Here is a 20,223-nt window from a genome sequence, read left to right as displayed (position 1 = left end):
GGCATGCTACGGAGGGCTCAGGTACAGCCCGATAATGTCAGCGGCTTTGGCTTCGAAATCCGGATCGTCGCTGGCCATGTAGCGCTCCAGGCGGTGCGGCTTCAGGCCGGCCTCTTTCCACACCCGATGCACAGCGTCCTTGCTGACGCCCAGTGCTGCGGCAAGCTTGCGACAACTCCAGTGAGTGGAACCGTCCTTCGGCTCCTTGCGGGTAGCCGAGAGAATCCGGGCTCGCAGCTTCGGAGTCAACACGGAAGCCGACTGTCCGGGATGATTCGTATCCAGGCCATCCATTCCCGAAGAAAGGAAGCGCTGCTTCCACCGGCTGATCGTCGGCGCCGTGGTCCTCAACCTCTGCTTGATCGTGCGGAAGGACGCTCCCTCGGCCAGCATCAGAATCAGCCTGGCGCGGAAGACATATCCAGCGGGCAGAGAGCGGGACTGGGAATACGGTTGAGTTCCAGTTGCCGGTCTTCGCTGAGCACCACGGAATCGATGGACATACCTGCTTCGATGTAAGCAGCACTAGTAAGTCCTGCGGTGAATCATGTTTTGTGAAGTAGGACCATCGATTTTGCAGCCTGGCAGAAATTTGAGAGAGGCACGTGAGTGATTCTAAAACCTGTAAGCGGCCCCGACGGTCATTGCGAGAGGTGTGAGGCCGTTGGCAGTGAATCCCGGCCATCGCTGATATTCCAGATCGAAGGCTCGAACGTTCAACCGCCGTTTAACCGTGACATCGACCCCTCCACCGAAGGCATACATCTTGTGGGTTGAAGATGATGACTTTGAGTAGTAGTAAACCGGCTCGAAGGTAAAGATGCCGACTCCGAGGAGCAGCTTTGCATACGGGTGGAATCGGCCATGGTGGAACACGTAGCGAGGGCCCAAAAGGAACGAGCTTTCGCCGACATCGCCCGGCGTAATAACGTTGCCGATGTGAACATCGCCTTCGATTCCGATATGGGGCGTGAAATCAAAGTCCCCATAGATGCTGTAGCCAAAGATGGTACCGGCATTGTAATCGGGCCGAACAATATTTAGTCCGGCTCCTACTTGAACGACAGCCAGCCGCTCTGCGGCCGGGATCGCCTGGGCATGAAGCGCGACACTTGCAGTCAACGCGAATATCAGCGACGCGAGGAATTGACGTAACACACACCCTCCGAGGTCAATAAGCTCATAAAATCACCTTCGTCCGGCTGCCAGAACGTACATCTCTACTTGACTGGCAATAGATGAAGGAACGTAATCACACAACTGAATTGCTTCTCAAGATTGAGTGCGTTCGAAATGTTTCTGAATCATAGCGTGCCATTCGTGTTTTTCCTCTGTAACTTTGGCCATATTGGCCTACAACTTTGGTGTAACGACAGATGATTTCAGTGGCGGTAGAGCCAGTCTGCACAGATGGGCTCGTGACTTCATTAGCTTGTTGCGGGTAAATATCACGTTTCGCGAACGTTGTAGGCCTCGAAGCCGTGCTGCCTGACTAAGGCGTCGCGCTGTGCAGATTTGAGATCGGCCGCAACCATCTCTTCGACGAGCTGGTCGAAGCTGGTGCGCGGCGTCCAGCCGAGTTCGCGGTGTGCCTTGGATGGGTCGCCCAACAGGGTTTCGACCTCGGTGGGGCGGAAGTAGCGGGGATCGACGGCGACGACGACCTTGCCGTTCTTGTCGAGCGCCTTCTCGTCGACGCCGCTTCCCTGCCAGGTCAGCCCGAGGTCAAGACGCGCGGCGCAGCGCTGGACGAACTCACGCACGCTGTACTGCTGGCCGGTGGCGATGACGTAGTCCTGGGGCTTGTTCTGCTGGAGCATGAGCCACTGGATCTCGATGTAGTCGCGGGCGTGGCCCCAGTCGCGTTTGGCGTCGAGGTTGCCGAGGAAGAGCGTCTCCTGCAGGCCCACCTTGATGCGGGCGAGGCCACGGGTGATCTTGCGGGTGACGAACGTCTCGCCGCGCAAGGGCGACTCGTGATTGAAGAGGATGCCGTTACAGGCGAAGATGCCGTAGGCCTCGCGATAGTTGACGCAGATCCAGAAGGCGTACATCTTGGCCACGGCGTAGGGCGAGCGCGGATAGAAGGGCGTGGTCTCGCGCTGGGGTATCTCTTGGACGAGGCCGTAGAGCTCGGACGTAGAAGCCTGGTAGAACTTCGTCTTCTTCTCGAGGCCGAGGATGCGGATGGCTTCAAGCAGGCGGAGTGGTCCCATGGCGTCGGCGTCGGCGGTGTACTCGGGCTGCTCGAAGGAAACCTGGACGTGAGACTGCGCGCCGAGGTTGTAGATCTCGTCGGGCTGCACCTTCTGGACGATGTGGATGAGTGAGGAGGAGTCGGTGAGGTCGCCGTAGTGGAGGATGAAGTGCGGATTGGGCTGGTGCGGGTCCTCGTAGATGTGGTCGATGCGATTGGTGTTGAACAGCGATGCGCGGCGCTTGATGCCGTGGACCTCGTAGCCTTTGGCGAGGAGAAACTCGGCAAGATAAGCTCCGTCCTGGCCGGTCACTCCTGTAATCAGGGCTTTCTTCAAAACGCGGACTCTCCTTTTTATCGTTCGGCGTGGCTGCGCTGAGTTCAGATCGAAAATAGCGAAGACAACAATGTAACGAGTCTTTGTTTCCTCATATCTCATAATCTCGATTGATTGCATCATCTGGAATCAACCTCAAGTTGTATTTCTAACCCAACCCGCCTTCAACATAATGGTTTTAAACTTGTTCGCTGAAGCGGCGGGCGGCGCACGCAAGAGAAATGCACCGCTCGGCGTCGTCCTTTGATTTGAACGTAAACCGGCGCAAGGCAAGGCTGCGGCTTGAGGTGCCCATGGGGAAACGTTTTTTCTACGTCGTACTGTGTCTGGCGGGACTTTTTGCTGCGACCATCCAGTGCGGAGCCCTGGACAATAGTGAAACGCATTCGAATGATTCGCCTTTGGATAATGCTCCAAAGGCCCCATCCACCAAGGGTTCGACAATAGTTTCACGTCCTGCAAGCTCCGAGAGGATTTCTTCTGGCTCTTCAGGCTCCGCCTATATTCCCAATGACAGCTGGGTTTATCCAGCAATGCTGCGGTTATATTCGCTGGGCTATGTAGACGGCGTCTTTTTGAGCATGAGACCGTGGACTCGTTTGAGCGTGGTTCACGCCTTTCAGTTGTCAAGAGACCGTATCCTTCAAGGGCCAGACGAAGTAAAGGAGATCCTCGCAAGTCTCGACACCGAATTCTCTGCCGAAATGCCCCAGGAAGGAAGGGAACGCGGCACAGTCTCTGGACTCCAGAGCGTCTACACACGGATGACGGGGATCGCCGGAACTCCCCTTCGCGACAGCTATCATCTGGGGCAAACGATCGTGAACGACTATGGACGTCCATATCAGGAAGGCTTCAACAACATAACTGGCACCTCGACACTTATTGAACATGGACGCTTCTCGCTGTATATTCGTGGCGAGTACCAGCACGCCCCTGCGTCGCAGGGATACAGCCCTCAGCTGGCGAACAGTCTCTCGAAGTTGGACATGGTCGGCTCTTATGCTGCGCCCAATGCACCGCAGGCGACCATTCCGGCAGGTCCGATTGCAGCACAGAATACGTTTCGATTGCAGGAGGCCACGCTGTCGTTTCATATGCTCGGCCATGAGATCTCAGGAGGCAAATCGGATGCGTGGCTCGGTCCGGCTGCGGGTGGCGCGATGGCGTGGACCAACAACGCGGAAAACATCTACTCCTTCCGAGTCAATCGCGTTGAACCTTTGAATATCCCGCTAGTCTCGAAGGTGCTGGGACCCATGCGCTACGACTTCTTTGTAGGAAGCCTGAAGGGGCACACCAATCCCAACAGCCCCTGGGTCCACGCGGAGATGTTTGCATTCCGGCCGACGAACAACTTCGAATTTGGGTTTGAACGAACCATCATCTGGGGAGGCGCGGGGCATGCGCCTGTCACCCTGCACAGCTTTCTCAAAGGCTTCTTCGATATCAACGATACGACAGGACCGGAAAAGGCCGGGAGAAACGACCCTGGAGCGCGCTTCAGCGTCTTCAATTTCTCCTGGAGACTGCCGTATGTGCGTCGATATCTCACGCTATACGTGGATGCTCTTTCGCATGACGATGTGACTCCGATTAGCGCACCCCGCCGCGCGGCATATCGCCCCGGCATCTATCTTTCACAGTTTCCTGGGCTGCGAAGGTTGGACTTAAGGGTTGAGGGGGCTACAACAGATCAGCCCGTATCACGTAGCACTCAAGGCCTGTTCACGTACTGGGAAGGCATCCAAGTGCAGGGATACACCAACAAGGGCTTCATTATGGGGGACTGGATGGGCCGTGAAGCCAAAGGAGGTCAGGCGTGGCTGACCTACCACCTCTCGGGCAACGAATGGATTGAGGCGAAGTACCTCACTAAGAAGACCCCCAACGACTTTATTGCTGGAGGAGTCACACAGAACTCGTTCTCCATCGGCACCGTGAAACGCATCGGCAGTGATGTTGAGGTGCAGGGCTCGATGCAATACGAGCGGTGGAAGGCGCCGATCTACCGTTCGGGACAGCAACAGGATCTGGTTACCTCGATACAAGTCACGTGGTTCCCGAAGCTAAGACAACAAACTCGTGCGATCCATTGATTCCACCGCGGGGGATAATATGGAGTCCACGGTAAAGGAGCTCATACCCCGTGATCTCCTCTTCGGCGAGTCGAGTCAATCGGGCACGCTTGGTGTGGGAGGACGAGACTTACGTTTCGGCGGAGCGATCGATTCCTATCTCGCCGCGAAGAAGACTTGGAAGTATCCAAGCGATGAAGAGCGCGTTCGTAATAAGGTATCGCTTCCAGAGACGGCCCGGTTCCTTAATAAGGCGATAGGCCCACTCCATTCCTACCCTTCGAAATACCTTGGGCGCACGCGGTCTGACTCCGGCGACAATATCAAACGCCTGCCCGACAGCGAGGATGACCTTCGCATTCAACAGGTCCCGGTGCTCAAGGATCCACCTCTCCTGCTTAGGGCAACCGAGGCATACCCAGACGATGTCCGCGCCGCTCTCGTTGATCTGCCTACACACATGTTCGTCTTCCTGCCGTGTGAGCTGTCTGAACGGAGGAGTGTATTGCCCTGCGATCTGAATGCCTGGATAGCGGCGCACCAATTCGCACGCTGCCTTTTCGGCGATACCCTCTCCGCCACCGTATAGAAAGTGTCGATAGCCTTGGCTCGCCGTCTGCTCACAGAACAAAGGCATAAAATCCGGACCGGCAACCTGCGAAACATGGTCGCCGTGAAGCGCCGCGCCGATCCATGAGATGGGGCTGCCATCGGGACAGTTCAGATCGGTCTGGTGGAGGATATCGCCGAAGTCCGGGTTGAGCCGAGCCTCCACGAGCATATGGACATTTGCAAAGGTAACTAATCGGCAACGGCCCTCTTCCTTGAGCCATTGAGCAACCGTTCGGATGGCCTCTGGCATCGTGAGCAAACCGATAGGGGTATCAAATATTTGGAAGGTCTGCACGAATTCCAGCCTCGTAATTCTTGGCTATGAAAACATGCAGAAGGATGAGGAGCTATTACCCATTTTGGCGCGGTGGACTAACACCAGCGGGGCGCGCCCTACAACTTAAGTGGTAGTCGCTGCTGATCGTGATTTTCTGAGGCCATCTCTTAATTTGAATTCAGCGGACGCCATTCGATGGCTAGTCGAGAAGCTCATTGTAGATTCCGATGAGCATGTCGTAGTTCTTTTGCTCGGTGTAGTGGAGTTCGAACTGATTGCGACCTGCCTCGCGCATTGCTTCGATCCGGCTTGTATCGCTTACAAAGGAGCCAAGCGCCTGAAGCATAGCAGAAGGATTACCCGGCTCAAATAGCAGGCCAGAGTGGCCGTCCTGCACGATCTCCGGCAGGCCGCCAATTCGCGAAGCGATGATTGGCAGGCCAAAGGAGAGAGCCTCGACCATCGCCATGGGAAAGCCTTCATACCAGAGAGAAGGAACGAGGAGAACCGTGGCGCACTTCATCTGCTCGGCAACTTGAGAGCGCGGCATGCGGCCGAGATAGATAAGACGAGAGCCCGGACGGGCACAGGCGCGCTCGATCTCGGCAAGCAATGGACCGTCGCCAGCAATGTGCACCGGAAGCGGAAGACTCCCGAGACGGTCGGCGGCAAGGATGGTCTCCACTCCTTTTTCGGGGCTCAGCCGGCCAACGTAGAGAGCGAAGCCACCCTGCCCCTCCCCGTACCCACGATCGGGTACAAAGTTCGGCTTTATGCGGATTTTATTCGAAGGGATTCTGTAGCTTCCGAGTTTCTGTGCGGCAAACTGAGTGAGTGCGATATAGCGATCTATTCGATTCGACCACGTCCCCAGGGCGGCCTGGACAGAGGTAGACGCTCCGACGATAGCGCTGCCCGCCCGGCTGCCACGATAACAGGCGTGCCTGACCCCCGGAACGAAGGATCGCTGAATAATACAGTCTTCACAAGGTTGCCCATCGCGAAACAGCGTCGCATTGGCACAGAGAAGGCGGTAGTTATGAAGCGTCTGCACCACCGGTACTCCATATTTGCGCGCGGCAAAGAAGATCGCGGGTGAGATGCTTGGAAAGAAGTTATGGACATGCAGTATATCTGGCTGGATGGATGCAAGCAGATTCGAGATCTCGCGGGACGCTTGTACCGAATAGAAGAAGCGCGCCGCCGCCACAGCCTGTTGCCAAACATTGGTAATACCGTCGTTATTGACGGTGTACTGACGGACCAGGTGGCCGCGTTGCTGAAGCATCCGCACCTCTTCGGCGACAACCATGTCCTCTCCGCCGGCCTGCTGATATCGGTTGTGGGCTACGAGGATCTTCATTGTTGTATCGGAAAAGCTCTTGAGGCTTGCATTAGGAGCACTGTGGGCGATGGAGCAATCTGGATGGTCGGTCGAGAGTCCAGTGTTGAATGGACACACGCATATTGCAAGTCTTTGTTTTGGTACTGAGAGAGCAGTGATGCGACGCTTATGAACATCTGGCGATACTTCAGGCCTAACCAGAGCGATTGCTGCTATTCACGGTACAAGACAAGGAATCCGATGGCCAGTCTGCCGAGTATTGAGCGCTGCCTTCGTGATTCGCGAGGCAAACTGACGGAGATCGAGCCTCAAAAACAGAGTGTGACGATGCAACGTCAATAAGCCTGGATTGTGGCCGTGCATGGCCAAAGAAGCTGATGATGCAGTTCGCATCCGGCAAAGAGTATACATGGGTTATATGCTGTACAAGGTAATTGCAACGGAACGAGTCGAGTTCGCCGAATCTCTGGCGGTTCAACGCCTGCGCAAGCTGCATAGTTCAACTCCCAACCCAAGTGGACCATCCTTACTCCAATGCGGCCGTCAGGCACATTCATGCGAGTTCAATGTATCTCACCTCGTTTGGTGCTGTTATAACCCGATCAGGTAACACCTTTATGATCTTTTAGCCAGAGCCTGCATAACGTCGGCACTAAGCACAAGATTTTTCCAAGCGCTGCAGTCCTGTAATCGTAAGCTACGATCCTTAATGTTGATCTCCCAATAACTCTCCGGCCTCGGCAACGGTACTCAGCCACCTATTCCTTTCAATCGATTCTGCAGCGAGGTTCAGATGGGATCCTACGAGACAAGGTTGTTCGAAGGCGTTTGTGTTGACAACATTGTTTAAGCTGCCGGAGGCACTAGGGGCATAGATGTTCCCAGGGGATGGATTGCCGTTAGCGTCTGGCTTAACTAAGCCTCCCGAATTATTCGCGATGTAATTGTTGAAATACTGGTTGGTCTTATAGTAGTTCCACATTCCCAGAGCATTCGAGCCTGGATTTGCGATCCAGCGTCCAGAGCTGTCTTTGCCGCAGGAAACGATTCGATTACCGATCACGTAGATATCGTGACCCGCCGCGATTGAGATGCCATCTCCGGCGAGATGCACGAGGGTGTTGTTCGCTATCATCACGAAGCCGTTCGCTTTGGAGGGGTCGTTTGACTCGCCATCCAACTGAATGCCTGCACCGGTATAGTACGATGTTGTCAGTCCCGCTGAGAACCCGCCTTCAAGATAGTTATCGTGAATCCGAACAGGTTTTCCTGCTGATCCGCGGCTTTCATAGAAGTTGATGATGTCTTCAACCGAGGATGCTCCATCTGAATTGATCATTTGGTTCCAGGCGATCTCTCCTCCATTTGGCAGGGAAACGTTGTTGAGTTGAATCAGGTGGCCCGGCAGCCGCTGGTTGAGAAGGAAACCACCATGCCCATCACTCTTCCGATCCTCAAGATCGCGCGCAACGTTATCTCTGATTTGGAGCGATGCAAGCGTCGATGAAACGATATACACGCCAAAGCTGACACCACGCATCGTGCAATGCGTCACTGAAAGGTGGGATATGCGCTCCGCGCCGAGGAACGTTCCTCTCCCCTGTCCCGTTACCCCAGGATCGAGCGCTATACCTGTCACGTTGTCGATGGTCACATTAGCGCCGCCATTGCGGCCATAAACGACGATGAGGTCGCCTCGCCCCGTTATCGTCGCATTCCGGAGAATGACTGGATCATTCGTAAGTATGGTCACAGCGGGAACTTTAGGGTCCGCGCTGCTCCAGTTGCCGCCGTAGGTTCCCCCTGAGGTGATCCGAATGGCGGATGGATTTGCGGTCGGGGAAACCAACGCGGATGCCGAAGTGACGTCCCCACCACAGGTCGCCGTCACAGGAGAAGAACCAACACCAGAGCCCACAAATTCGCCGTTATCGTTTGAGGACGGAACGGAATTGTCCGTTGCTTCCCATACGCAATGAGACAGTGGGACCGCGATCCCATCCCTCATTGGTGTGATCCGCACACTTTCTCCTGGCGACAGACTCGCCATAGCTGGAGACAGTTGCAAGGCGCCCTGAGCCGAGTTTGCCGCACGATTCAGACCTCCGCTTGCCGAGGAGCCGCAACCGGCCGAGAGAAGGAGGTTCGAACAGACCAGAAGGGCGGTGGGCAACAGGAACATTCTCTTATGATAGCTGGGGGGGGGTGGGTGGGTGGCATGCCCTCCTCATCGGCATGCGCATATGAACCCCAGCCTGCGAATTCCCCTAGAACTACACGTTAGTCACGGTACTTTTGCTTGCAGTTTCGAATTCAATCAATTGGAGGAATCAACGCTGACGCAGAGCGAGCCGAGCGAAGGCACATGTATCTTGTGCAAGCTCCCGACGGGCAAGGCGCTCACCGCGCCGGAAGTTCACCTTCCCCAATGCGCTTCGAAGCCACCACTAAAAGGACGGCTCCTTCCCGTCCTCTATCATCAACTGTAGCGCTTTGCATTTTTTGCAGCACACGCTGATAGCAGTTTCACTTTCTTTCCGCCGAACGAGGAGCGACGAGATGAGATATGTTGTTGCACGCCGACTTAGTAGAAGAGGCGAGGGCCTGGGCAATGAGATGCTCCCGTGGGCCAAGGGCATGATCGCGAGCCAGGTTTTGAATGCAACTCTGATCGGTCCGTCGTGGGGTCTGAACAAGCGAAGGTACCATCGAAACTTCCAGACCAGCAGGCTGGACTTTCTCCTGGAAGATACCTTGGTGCGTCTGCCTCACTATTGCTTTACGGGACGTGACTACATCGAGAGCGGCGAGGTGGACTTCGGAGCTGCCATTCAATCCTGGGCCATCAGACATGGATTACTCCGGAAAAAGCATTTCATCGTAACGGTCGATGGGATGTATGGCGGCTATGCAGCCATTCACAACGCCCGGCCGTTTCTGTGGGCGAAGCTTCTGAATAGTCGCGACGCGATCAGCAATGTCTACCAGATCGCGTCGAGGCTCGACCGCCGCAAACTGTTCGTCGCTGTCCATATGCGCTTCGGAGGGGATTTCACCAAGCTGAACGAAGGCCAGAGCGCGCGTGGGCAATTCAATATCTTCATTCCAGGAGAGTGGTATCTGCGCGCCTGTCAGGCACTTGTGGAAGAACTGGGCGACTCAGTCCAGTTCCACTTCTTCACCGATCGCGGGGGTCCCGAGTTCGATGAGGCCGTGCGGCGCTTCAATCCCGGCCAGGTCCGCCAGCCTGGGTTAACGGAGTGTAGTGACCTTGTGCTGATGGCGCAAGCCGATCTACGTATCTGCTCGATCTCTTCCTATAGCCTGGTTGCAAGCTTCCTTTCCGATGGCCCTTATCTCTGGTATGAACCGCAACTCACGCAGATAGATGGAATGTACAGTTTATGGGGTATGGAAAAGCAGCAGCGTTTGAAGGGATCCCTTACCGACCTGAGTGCAACCCGCGTCAGAGAGATTGAACCGGGCTCGCTGTGGGAGTCCGAGTTTCGAGGATACGCAATGCAGATAGGAGGAACCTTCCCCGTTGGTCTTTTGACGCAACTGCGGCGCAGGCTATTGGCAAAGAATCCAATGGCGAACCTTCTGGAGTATGGATCGCTGCCTTCGTGGACCTGCGAGCCGCAGCTGTCAGAGCTCAGGCGTCGCAATAGCACCACATAGTTGACTAGAAGCTGCGGTCGGATTCAGCCACCAAAAACCTGGCAGATCGTTTCGCTCATTCGTCCAGCAACAGTCTGCTGGGTGATTCCCGCGACGGTTTCAATCGCTCGGCGACTCATCGCATCGAGGGTCTCAGCATTTGACTCCAGAGCGCGCCCGACGGCGTCGTAGGTATCCTGCTCACTGGTCGGAGTAAAGAGCCACCCATTAATGCCGTCCTGAACCAACTCATCAACCGCCTGGCTGTAGCGGCTGCCCAATACGGGAAGACCGGCGATCATCGCCTCATTCACAACGAGTCCCCATTCATCTGCAAGGGTTGGGTACACATATAAATCGGCGCCGTGATACTGCGAAGGCAGTTGTTCAAACCTCATGCTTCCTTTGAAGTCGACCTGAAGGTTCGGAGGAAGTTCGATCTGCTTCAGAAGATCGAGTTGATCTCCGCTTCCAACCACAGAGAGTACAACCGAACGTGCAGGATGGACCTTGCACCAGCGCGCCAGATGTCGAAGGAAAGAATATAACCCCTTTCTTTCGACAAGTTGACCAGTATAAAGCAACCGCAACGCGCCACATCGCTGCCGAGTGCCGGGATCGAGAAACACGCTGTTGTCCGCCGCATACGGCGCGACTGAGATCGGTCCATCGTATCCCATCGAGCGGATATAGCGAGATCCACTTGCCCCATTGACATACACAGCATCGGCGCCGCGAAGAAGCAAACGGCGCAGTATTTTTCTTACGCCGCCACGTGACTCCTCTGTGCGCTCTGACAAAGTCGCCCAGATGATCAACTTGGTACTGGGGCGAAGTATTTTGTAAATCCGCGCCATGAGAGTGCGCGCCCCGAGCTCATTCGAGACAATGACGTCGGGTCGATAGCTCCACAATTGAGGCAAGGTGTCATAGGGAATATGGGTGTATGTCTGATCCGTGTAGCCGTGAACGTTGCGAAACCTGCGTGGAATGGTAATCGAACGATTTACGACGACATTGAGCCGTCCCCAGAAGACCGGCCAGTCCCGATTCCCTTCCATCCTGACGGACAGGAAGACGCGAAGCTCGCGCACATTTTCAGCGAGGCACTCCAGGAGTGGCACTCTGTAAACCGGCAAGAAATTTGTAAGCAGCGCGACTCTTGATTTGCTGTTCACCCCAAATATTCCTTCTTCATCGCTTAATCTCGATAAGAGATGGTCGCCTGGAAAACGCTCAAGCAGCGGGTATGAGGGTGCTGCTTTCTTTTGGCACCGTGATGCTTTTCCTCGTGAGGCGACGGCCAAGCTCCATGGATGGTTGCTCAATCAGCTTGTACGAGATTGTCGCCAGCACAAGATTTCCAGCCATATAAATCACGAAGATGATTGTCTTCGGAAGCAACCCGTAGAACAAGTGAAACGTGGTATAGAGGACCGTGACGTGAAGCAGGTAGAGGCTGTATGAGACTCGGCCCAAAAACTGAAGGGCCCTCGTCTTAAGGAAGCTGCTGAGTTCACGGTTGTAAAGTGCCGCACAAATCGTGGCCAGCCCTCCCACTGCACTGGGAAGGCGGCCCAAAAGCCCAGATAGGTGCAAAATCGGCTCGATAAGGCCTCCAAAGAAGAAGACAGTGAGGGATAGAAGCGTCACTGACCTTCGCGAGAAGATGCGAGAGAGATAGCTCGACTCCTGAGTAACTGCTCTTGCAACGATGGCGCCGGCCATGAAGAAGCTGGTCCAGCCCATAATCTGGAGCGGGGTTACGCGAGACTCGCCAATCGAACCAATCATAAAGGTTATAGCGCAAACCAGCCACATTCCTACATACGAAAGTCGACGCATAAACAACAGGAAAAAAGGCAGGATGATCGACACACGCATTTCAATAATCAGAGTCCAGAACGCAAAGTTGAACTCCCGAACGTTGTATCTCGGGCCAATGAAGAGAATGTGTTTTAAAACAAGAGTCCAGTCGACTGGACCAGTCCAGGTTGGGTAAAACCACTGCGCGAGGCCTGATACCTTGTGAGAAGCAAAGATTGACGCTCCGAGAACACTCAGGGCAAGCCCAAAAAGATAAGGAAGATAGATGCGGCAAATGCGCCGTCCGATAAAAACCGAATAAGTCTGCGGCTTACCCCGCCATACTGGAAGCGAAAGGACGAACCCGCTTAGAAGGAAAAAAAGTGCAACAGCTGCCTCACCATTTTTGAGGGGGTATACCAGAATTCGTAACAGGTCTTCTTGTCTACCTGTGGAGTTCGTCGCCCCAAAAAAATGGCTGAGCACCACCATGGTTGCCGCGATACCGCGAAATGAGTCGAGTTGGTCAAACCTCTGCTCGTTTATCGCAGCCGCATGCTGCATATACGATTGCTCCTAAATCCAAGGCGTTCATCCCTGTGCTAAGCAATATCAGTGCTAGTTCAATATATCTCACCTTGCTCCGCGCTGTTATAACCCATTCGTGTCACTGCCTCATCGATTCAAGTCTGGTAGTAATGGAGGGCATGGCTAACTGCCCCGGTGAATCTCATCCCACCAAGCCTCCGCCGCCAAAGGATTTTAGTGTCTTCATTCGAATGCCGGCCCGGACTGGGCATCAATATCCTGCTGACCCGCCTCCTAGGAGCCCAAAACTCTTGATCAACTCACAGAGGCAAAGGCGAACTAGTAACAACCGATTGAGAGCATTTAACCCAAGCAAAACGGGATGAACCTCCGTGATTAAGGCTTTCTCCTCCCTCTCAGGCGATCTCCGGTCTGACGTCAACTCAGAAACGAAACTGGAGCGCTTTTATATTCCGTCATTGGATGGCATTCGCGCACTTGCCTTCTGTCTCGTTTTTATCGCCCATGGATGGGACACCCATCTTGGAATGTTCGGCGTGACAGTTTTTTTCTTCTTGAGCGGCTTCCTGATTACTACATTGATGCGACGCGAATTTGAGTTATCAGGATCAGTGTCGCTTCGCAATTTTTACATCCGTCGCACCTTGCGAATCTTTCCTCCACTTTATCTAACGATTGCTTTCATCCTGACTCTCGTCATCACGCACGTCTTGAATGAACCTGTCGACCGTGGGTCTTTTCTTGCTTCATCGACTTTTATCACCAATTACTGGATTATCTTCAAAGACCTTCGTAACTCTGGCCTCGGGTCCCTTTGGTCTCTTGCTGTCGAGGAGCATTTCTACTTATTATTTCCTTTTCTTTTTATCCTGATGAACAAATTGGCTCTCTCGTACAAGAGCCAGGCCAGGCTGCTCGGTGGGCTCTGCCTGATCTTTCTTGCATGGCGACTCCTGCTGGTTTTTCTTTTTCCTGATACTTCGATGGCGTATCTCCTCTATGCGAGCGATGCTCGAATGGATAGTATTTTGTTTGGGTGTATCCTCGCTTTAGCCGCCAACCCAGCATTGGATCGAGGTGTATATCCATCAAAGTTATGGACTGCGTTAGGCGTACTATTGCTGCTGGTTAGCTTCTGTATCCGCAACAACGCTTATCGCATCACGCTGCACTACACACTGCAGGGCCTAGCTTTGATACCGATTTTTATCTTCGCGATTTGCTGTTCGAAGAACTGGTGCCGATGGCTCAATGGAAGAGTCATTCGTTTCATTGGCTCGCTCTCCTATACTGCCTATCTCGTCCACACTAGCTTGTTGAGGGTACTATTCAGCCACGAAAAGCCACATAACATTGCGGTTGCCTTGGCATTCGCTCTTACCCTGTCCTATGCCTATCTCATAAACCGACTGGTTGAACGCCCACTTGCACAAATCCGTCGACGGCTTGAAGTTGGGAGCCCCACAAAGAGACCACAGCCGTTCTTCAGTAGTAATGCCAGCTTCGAAAAAACACAGTGATTCACTTTGCGATATGACCCAATTGTTTCACTACTCGTCGATTAAGGTCTGGCACCAATGAAATCATGAATACTGGCCAGGCGAATCTCATTGGATGAGACTGCGATGACGAATAGCTCCACACTCACTAGCGAAGCAAGTCTAATGGATTCGCCCGATGCACTGCCTCTCAATACCGGCGTTCAACATGCGACGCCAACGGATGTCTCCAGCGAGCCGGCTCATCGGCGCATCTCATCATTGGATGGTTTGCGAGCGATATCCATAGCCTTTGTTCTCATCGACCACCTTGGTTACGAACGTTTCTTCACGCCAGATACGCTGATGGGGACGGCTCTCACCTCTTTAGGAGGGTTTGGCGTAAAAATCTTCTTCGTGCTCTCCGGATATTTGATTACTTTGCTCATGCTGAACGAGGAGAAAAGGACTGGCAGAGTAGATCTTGGTCAGTTTTACATTCGACGAGCCTTTCGGATCCTGCCAGCAGCTATCACGTTCATGGTGGCAATCTTCGTCTATAAGAGATCAGCCATCTCTCTGCAGAACAAAGTCCTCTCGTTTCTTTTTCTGGAGAATTACGCGAATCCAGCAGATTGGCATGTAGGACATCTGTGGTCTCTCGGTGTCGAAGAACAGTTCTACCTGCTCTGGCCCATGCTCTTCATAGCATGGCCAGGGACGCGCAAGAGGGCTCTAATACTAACCATGGCCCTGGTTCCAACAATCAATGTTGCAATAATTCGGTTTGGATGGCCATTTTGGAATCTTGCTTTCTACTCGGTTGCTGACACAATCGCTTGCGGTTGCTTATTAGCGCTACTGCCTCAGAACCGGTATCTCAACCGGGTCCTGGATAATCGCTTCTTTTTCTTGGTACCTGTGTTGACATGTGTCGACTCGCCATTGTGCCTTTTGAAGGGAGGCGTCGTCTTCGGATTATGCAAATCGCTTATTTTACGACCAGCACTCAACATCGGCATTGCTCTTTCCGTGGAGAAAGCCGCGCGAACAGCTCCATCAATTCTCAACAAGCGACCAATTATAATTATTGGTGCTATGAGTTATAGTATCTATCTCTGGCAGCAACCGTTTGCACTTTCACGGACACCACTGGTCGCAAACTATTTACCTGACCTCTTCTTTCGAATTTTCCTTATTGGTCTTTTGGCATCCACTTCCTATTTCTTACTGGAACAGCCCTTTCTTAGAATACGCCGCCGGATGTTTGCATAATAATTCATCCAGGCTAGGCTTACCTCGTCCTTCATCAATAAGACTGAAGCGCTTGAGTCTTAATCTGGAGAGAGTAGGCCATACTTTAGTCCAAGCAGATGCGCTCTCGACCTAGCTTCCTGAATAGCTGTCTTCCGCCTCTTCTTAATTCTTTGCGCCAACGAAAGATGCTTCCACTCATAGAAGCCTCTTTTCTCCCAATCCAAAATGACTCCTAGTTCTTCCAGTTGAGGAATCGTCTCTTTGATCCATTTCCCCTCGTGAAGGGCTCCAGTGTGAAGATATTTGAAGGGTTCGGCACTCTCGCCCACAAATGCTATTCGGTCTTTTGTGTATTTATATCTCAGCGAACCGAAGCACTCCGATAACCACGGATTTTCATGCCCGAGCACGTATTTTTTTATGCTGCTCTTCTTCCAGATAGCGGCCTGGAAAGAGAAGCGATTCTGTCCTGGGCCCGACACAAGGGAGACGTTATCCTGAAGAGGAGTTGCCTCCTTAATGGTTGTCATCTCCACTAGGCAAAGAGCGTCAAGCCGTTCTTGAATAAAAGTGTTATAAGCGTCGTGAAGGTAAATCTCATTAACATCCTTCATGATGAAGTAGTCGATCATGATAAGAAGAATGTTGTCGGTACTTACCTGCTCTAAGCCTGCATGAAACGTCTTGCCAAAGCTCTTTTGCTTGCCTGTCTTTGTGGAAGTGATATTTAGTCCTTCAAACGCAAATGATTTGGCCTCTGTATTCAAAATGATTGGAAGATCGCAGATAGGCCAAAACTTTCTCAGCAAGAAAAAGAATGGATACCAGCAGTCTTCATAGCCATCGCTCGAGCTGACAAATAGGGTCAAATTTTCCATAATCGATTGTGTGCTCTCAGGAAAGCAATGGATAGAGTCAATTTATTTCAGTTTAGGTTGGCTGCAAGGCAGCCTTTGTTTTTTTGCCCCTAACAATGAGCATCCAAGGCTCGTATACGGATTTTCTAAATAGGAAGCGGAAGACGGAGATTGCTGTCGCACCCGCCAGGACAATTAGCACGACTAATTGAAAGGCTGGTTTGATGTGAGACGACCGGGCAATACTGAATTGTGCAAAGTAAAGGACAGTGCCCACAACGGCCGAGCAAATTATCCCAGGAATCCAAGCCGTGAGTAATGACCAGATGCTACGTCTCAGAGAACGCGCACTTAACCAATGGTGGTATAGGGTTCTTAACAGCTGAAGACCAGCATACATAGTAGCGATCGCTACCATCCCCCGAGGCGCAGCAAGAACAATTCCCGTGCCGAAAGCAACTGCAAATGCAACCTGCATAAGGAATTTGTGACGAAACAAACCAAATACTTCCAGTTGATTAGCGGGAAGATGGAACGATGCATCCAGAACAGCTACGAGACAGAGCATCTGGTAAACGGGTACTGCGGCGGCCCATTGCTCGCCAAAGATCACTGGAATAATTGTTGGCGCGGCAATTGCGGCTCCAACACAAGAAGGGAAGATAAGTGCCATCAGTTGGCGCTCACTGTTTAGCAAGATCTTGTGGCACTCAGCAAGACTGCGTTCAGTAGCTCGCGCAATTGTTGGATGAAAAACTCTAAGCAATCCTATGGAGAGATTATAGCCGGGCTGGGTGCTCAAAGTGAGGCTGCGATTGTAAATACCGAGTGATGCTGGACTGACGAGTCTTCCCATGATCAGAAGATCCAGAGAGCCCCCCAAGGCCTCTATAGCAGTAGTGGCGGACGCTTTACCCCCAAAACTGGTGATATGAGCAAAATCCTCTTTCCTGAAGGTTGGAACGACAGAGTGCGGTCTGGCAATCCAATAGGCAATTGCGACGATCAATGGCTGAGATACGTTGCTGGCGACAAGTGCCCAGACCCCGTATCCTTTAATCGCGAGCGGCAAGCCAAGACCAAACGTCGACAGCAGATATCCAAGAGCGTCGCAGATGAATAGCGCGCGCATGCGGAATTCCCGTCGAAGTAGACCACCCGCAACTGAAGAGATTGATTGGAAGATCAGGTTCAATCCAAAAGCGATCACGACAGGAGGAAGTCTAGGCTCACGAAAGTAAATAGCCAGAATGGGAGTGAGCGCACTCAATATAATGAATCCACCGAGTCCCGTTGCCACGCTGAGTGAAAAAGAAGCACGAATATTGCCATCTGTTAGATTGGGCTTCTGAACTACGGCTCGCCCCATTCCCAACTGCGTAAAAACACTGGTCAGACCGAAGCAAAGCGAGGCTATGGCAGCAAGCCCATAGTCAGCGGGTTGTAAAAAGCGCGTTATGGTGACCGATGCAATTAGCTGCATCGTAACAGTCGATATCGTAGATAAGTAACTCCAGCGGAGCAGTGAGGGGCTGTTCTCTGTCATTGCTTTGCAAAGACCCCGATGCCGCGCTGCTTGTTCTGCCACTCTCTGCGGCAAATATCAAATGCGCGGCGAAAGACTTTTCTTACTTCAAGATTTTCAAATGCCCAGGCGCGAGCTGCAGAACCAATTGCGACGATCTCGTCGATAGGTAGACTCTTTAGATAGAGTGCTGCATCCAAAGCACCCTCTATGGAATCTACACAGAAAACGCCAGGTGTGTTGGCAAAGAGAGAGTCATAACCGTTGCGGCCATTCGTTATGAAAGGAACGCCCGCAGCTAGAGCAATAGGCAATCGATCGGAGAAATAATAAGTGTGATCGGGATAAAGTTCCCAAATTGTCGACATTCTAGATACTTGAATCATCTCCATCTGCTTCCCATACGGAAATGGGCCATGGCAATTGGTTCCCGACGGCCAACCTCTCCCAAACGCAGCGAAACGGTTACCCAAGAGCTTAGCCAGACCGCGAGCAAGTCGAACGCGCTGCATTGAGTCTGGTTGCTTAATCACACGAAATCGAGTGCCAATGTTGCCGAACATGACTGCGTCGTATTTACTGCCCACCAGGGAGGGGTCTGGCGGCGATGAGCCAAACCGCTCTCGGTCGAAGCAGTGTGAAGAATAGTAAAAGTGAGGGTGGGACCTTATCTCATTGAACATACGGCGGCCCATGCCGAGGGCAACCGTAAAGAAAACATCAGAATCGAAATAGAGTGTCTTTGCTGCGTTGTTCAAGGGTTTGTAAAAACGGTCGAAAGGATCCGCCTCATGGTAAGCAATGAGTGGCGAGCTGCCGCATACCCGGATTGCTCTGAGCAGATCCATATCGATCGGGAAATCTTGAGGATGTTGCCAGAAGATAATGTCAGGTTGAACCGCACGAACTGTATCGACCAGGTTTTGGTGTGAACGAGCTTTGTTTCGATCCACTCTAAAGTCAACCAGAAAACTATAAACTCTGAGTTCTTTAATCGTTCCATCCTGCTCCATCTCATGGAATGCAGCCCGGCCTCCTATCTGGCTGGTATCCCCCTGAAAATCGCCCTCGTTTGGGAGATACAAAACTCTAGGAACAGGATTACCCGACCTGTCTGTCGGCGTTCTAATCACCGCTTGTATTCCTTCCATCTTGTGGTCGGGACAAACATCGCGAAATTTAACCATTTCCTTCTTCTGTCGTCATTCATTGATTTATAGATCACGCTTGCGACTCGGAATAGCGCGGATGATTCCAATGCTTGACATCACTTCTAAGCTTCCGTTTGTAAAAGTTGTAAATGTGATATAAATTGGGCCTATTCGCAGCAGCTATGCTTTTTTTATTCCACGATGGCGCAAGCTCCGGATATACACCGTGAGCCGTGAATACCCATTGACGGATATCCTTCCAATCGTGTGCCGGAAGTGCAGGAAGCGAACGCTTTTGAAAGTGTAGATAGATGAACTCTCGCTCGCGTACCTTACCGTCCCGAATGAAGATTTGCAGAACTCTTCCGTTGTCAAATATAAATGCCTGATGTTTCGCATTTTGACCTACATTCGTTAACCTGATACGCGACGACGATGGAAGAATGTCAGCGACTGAAGAAAAGTCTTCAAAAAAGGGCAGACCACTTTCAAGTACAGTCTGATAGATACCATGTCTTTCATCAAAATGACACGAATAGGGAGTCGTGAAGACAGTGCGCCAATCTAGTCTTTGGTTTGGCAACAGATACAGATAGTTTCCACACTCATCATTGCGAAATAAACTTAAGTGACCAGCAGCATAGAGTCTGACGTAATTTTCAAGACGATCGTCTGTAAGAAAATGCCTGAGGCGCCCGAAGAACATATCCATATCAATATGACCCCAGAAATCGGCGTCGAGAATAATATCCTTAAAAGCATTGCCAAATAGAGGCTTGAAATCACAAATCTTGTATGGCTTTGGCAGCTCAACGGGAAAGCCCGCCGCGTGTGAAAATCGCTCTCTGATTTCGAGAAGGTTCATTGCAACTACCTGTACATTGGTCGGTATGTAAGGCACCTCCTGTGGGCGGTCAGTGATCAGACAAAAATCAACATCACTGTTTAGCGCGCATGAATTCAGCCATATTGGCAACCAGGCAGGTAAATGACCTAGATATACCGAGATGAGTTTAATGCCTTTCATACCCGGCTCTCCATTCTCAATGTGTCTCGTTTTCTCAATCGCGCGCCCAAGGCTATCAAAGGCCAAA

16 protein-coding genes are annotated in these 20,223 nt (G+C 52.3%); 4 read left to right on the top strand and 12 right to left on the bottom strand.

Translation table 11 applies throughout. From position 1 onward, the window contains the following. Positions 1-6: 6 nt before the first annotated feature. From Q363_RS40065 to gmd, 3 genes are all read right to left on the bottom strand, one after another. Positions 7-399: a helix-turn-helix domain-containing protein gene (locus Q363_RS40065; RefSeq protein ID WP_281175965.1), complete on the bottom strand. Its 393-nt coding sequence runs from the start codon at positions 397-399 to the stop codon at positions 7-9. 216 nt (positions 400-615) lie between these two features. Then, the gene (locus Q363_RS03810) at positions 616-1,158 is read right to left on the bottom strand and encodes an outer membrane beta-barrel protein (protein ID WP_035347962.1); all 543 of its coding nucleotides are present in this window, start codon (positions 1,156-1,158) and stop codon (positions 616-618) included. A 290-nt stretch (positions 1,159-1,448) separates the two neighbouring features. Next, the gene (gmd, locus tag Q363_RS03805) at positions 1,449-2,534 is read right to left on the bottom strand and encodes a GDP-mannose 4,6-dehydratase (protein WP_035347961.1); all 1,086 of its coding nucleotides are present in this window, start codon (positions 2,532-2,534) and stop codon (positions 1,449-1,451) included. Positions 2,535-3,139: 605 nt separating this feature from the next. On the opposite strand from gmd, the gene Q363_RS03800 reads away from it, so the two are divergent. Then, positions 3,140-4,633: a capsule assembly Wzi family protein gene (locus Q363_RS03800; RefSeq protein ID WP_245632020.1), complete on the top strand. Its 1,494-nt coding sequence runs from the start codon at positions 3,140-3,142 to the stop codon at positions 4,631-4,633. Positions 4,634-4,742: 109 nt separating this feature from the next. On the opposite strand, the gene Q363_RS03795 is transcribed toward Q363_RS03800, so the two are convergent. The 3 genes from Q363_RS03795 to Q363_RS03785 form a co-directional block, all read right to left on the bottom strand. Continuing rightward, entirely contained in the window at positions 4,743-5,519 is a 777-nt protein-coding gene (locus Q363_RS03795) for a WecB/TagA/CpsF family glycosyltransferase (RefSeq protein WP_051978317.1), read from the bottom strand. 181 nt (positions 5,520-5,700) lie between these two features. Beyond that, entirely contained in the window at positions 5,701-6,864 is a 1,164-nt protein-coding gene (locus tag Q363_RS03790) for a glycosyltransferase family 4 protein (protein ID WP_035347959.1), read from the bottom strand. 688 nt (positions 6,865-7,552) lie between these two features. Then, a complete protein-coding gene (locus Q363_RS03785) occupies positions 7,553-9,019 on the bottom strand; it encodes a right-handed parallel beta-helix repeat-containing protein (RefSeq protein ID WP_157466511.1) in 1,467 nt (488 codons plus the stop codon). Positions 9,020-9,405: 386 nt separating this feature from the next. Here Q363_RS03785 and Q363_RS03780 point away from each other — a divergent pair, with 386 nt between their 5' ends. After that, positions 9,406-10,527 carry an O-fucosyltransferase family protein gene (locus Q363_RS03780; RefSeq protein ID WP_157466510.1) on the top strand — a complete coding sequence of 374 codons (1,122 nt, stop codon included), beginning with the start codon at positions 9,406-9,408 and terminating at the stop codon, positions 10,525-10,527. Positions 10,528-10,550: 23 nt separating this feature from the next. On the opposite strand, the gene Q363_RS03775 is transcribed toward Q363_RS03780, so the two are convergent. Together Q363_RS03775 and Q363_RS03770 are read right to left on the bottom strand one after the other, a co-directional pair. Then, entirely contained in the window at positions 10,551-11,684 is a 1,134-nt protein-coding gene (locus Q363_RS03775) for a glycosyltransferase family 4 protein (RefSeq protein ID WP_035347956.1), read from the bottom strand. A gap of 58 nt (positions 11,685-11,742) precedes the next feature. Further along, entirely contained in the window at positions 11,743-12,876 is a 1,134-nt protein-coding gene (locus tag Q363_RS03770; RefSeq protein ID WP_035347955.1) for an acyltransferase family protein, read from the bottom strand. A 356-nt stretch (positions 12,877-13,232) separates the two neighbouring features. Here Q363_RS03770 and Q363_RS03765 point away from each other — a divergent pair, with 356 nt between their 5' ends. Together Q363_RS03765 and Q363_RS03760 are read left to right on the top strand one after the other, a co-directional pair. Beyond that, the gene (locus Q363_RS03765) at positions 13,233-14,381 is read left to right on the top strand and encodes an acyltransferase family protein (RefSeq protein ID WP_051978316.1); all 1,149 of its coding nucleotides are present in this window, start codon (positions 13,233-13,235) and stop codon (positions 14,379-14,381) included. A gap of 105 nt (positions 14,382-14,486) precedes the next feature. Then, the gene (locus Q363_RS03760; protein WP_157466509.1) at positions 14,487-15,614 is read left to right on the top strand and encodes an acyltransferase family protein; all 1,128 of its coding nucleotides are present in this window, start codon (positions 14,487-14,489) and stop codon (positions 15,612-15,614) included. A 59-nt stretch (positions 15,615-15,673) separates the two neighbouring features. Here the strand turns inward: Q363_RS03760 and Q363_RS03755 are convergent, their stop codons facing one another. Genes Q363_RS03755 through Q363_RS35635 form a run of 4 tightly spaced genes read right to left on the bottom strand, consistent with a single transcriptional unit; the run spans position 15,674 to position 20,222 of the window. After that, on the bottom strand, positions 15,674-16,474 hold the full coding sequence (locus Q363_RS03755; RefSeq protein ID WP_035347953.1) for a hypothetical protein: 801 nt from the start codon (positions 16,472-16,474) through the stop codon (positions 15,674-15,676). Positions 16,475-16,526: 52 nt separating this feature from the next. Continuing rightward, complete coding sequence (locus Q363_RS03750; RefSeq protein WP_084079944.1) at positions 16,527-17,999, bottom strand: lipopolysaccharide biosynthesis protein; 1,473 nt, start codon at positions 17,997-17,999, stop codon at positions 16,527-16,529. Next, entirely contained in the window at positions 17,996-19,165 is a 1,170-nt protein-coding gene (locus Q363_RS03745) for a glycosyltransferase (RefSeq protein ID WP_035347951.1), read from the bottom strand. Before Q363_RS03745 ends, Q363_RS03750 begins: the two co-directional genes overlap by 4 nt. Positions 19,166-19,199: 34 nt before the next feature. Next, complete coding sequence (locus Q363_RS35635) at positions 19,200-20,222, bottom strand: DUF6625 family protein (RefSeq protein ID WP_157466507.1); 1,023 nt, start codon at positions 20,220-20,222, stop codon at positions 19,200-19,202. Position 20,223: the final 1 nt, after the last annotated feature.

This window comes from Edaphobacter aggregans DSM 19364, assembly GCF_000745965.1.
GTDB lineage: Bacteria > Acidobacteriota > Terriglobia > Terriglobales > Acidobacteriaceae > Edaphobacter > Edaphobacter aggregans.
Note: the sequence above shows the minus strand (reverse complement) of the source record. Positions and strands in the feature narration are given on the sequence as shown.

Coding starts and splice junctions, on each gene's coding strand:
- Q363_RS03790 (WP_035347959.1), bottom strand. CDS start 6,864: ATGAAGATCCTCGTAGCCCACAACCGATATCAGCAGGCCGGCGGAGAG.
- Q363_RS03780 (WP_157466510.1), top strand. CDS start 9,406: ATGAGATATGTTGTTGCACGCCGACTTAGTAGAAGAGGCGAGGGCCTG.
- Q363_RS03770 (WP_035347955.1), bottom strand. CDS start 12,876: ATGCAGCATGCGGCTGCGATAAACGAGCAGAGGTTTGACCAACTCGAC.
- Q363_RS03760 (WP_157466509.1), top strand. CDS start 14,487: ATGACGAATAGCTCCACACTCACTAGCGAAGCAAGTCTAATGGATTCG.
- Q363_RS03755 (WP_035347953.1), bottom strand. CDS start 16,474: ATGGAAAATTTGACCCTATTTGTCAGCTCGAGCGATGGCTATGAAGAC.
- Q363_RS03750 (WP_084079944.1), bottom strand. CDS start 17,999: ATGACAGAGAACAGCCCCTCACTGCTCCGCTGGAGTTACTTATCTACG.
- Q363_RS03745 (WP_035347951.1), bottom strand. CDS start 19,165: ATGGTTAAATTTCGCGATGTTTGTCCCGACCACAAGATGGAAGGAATA.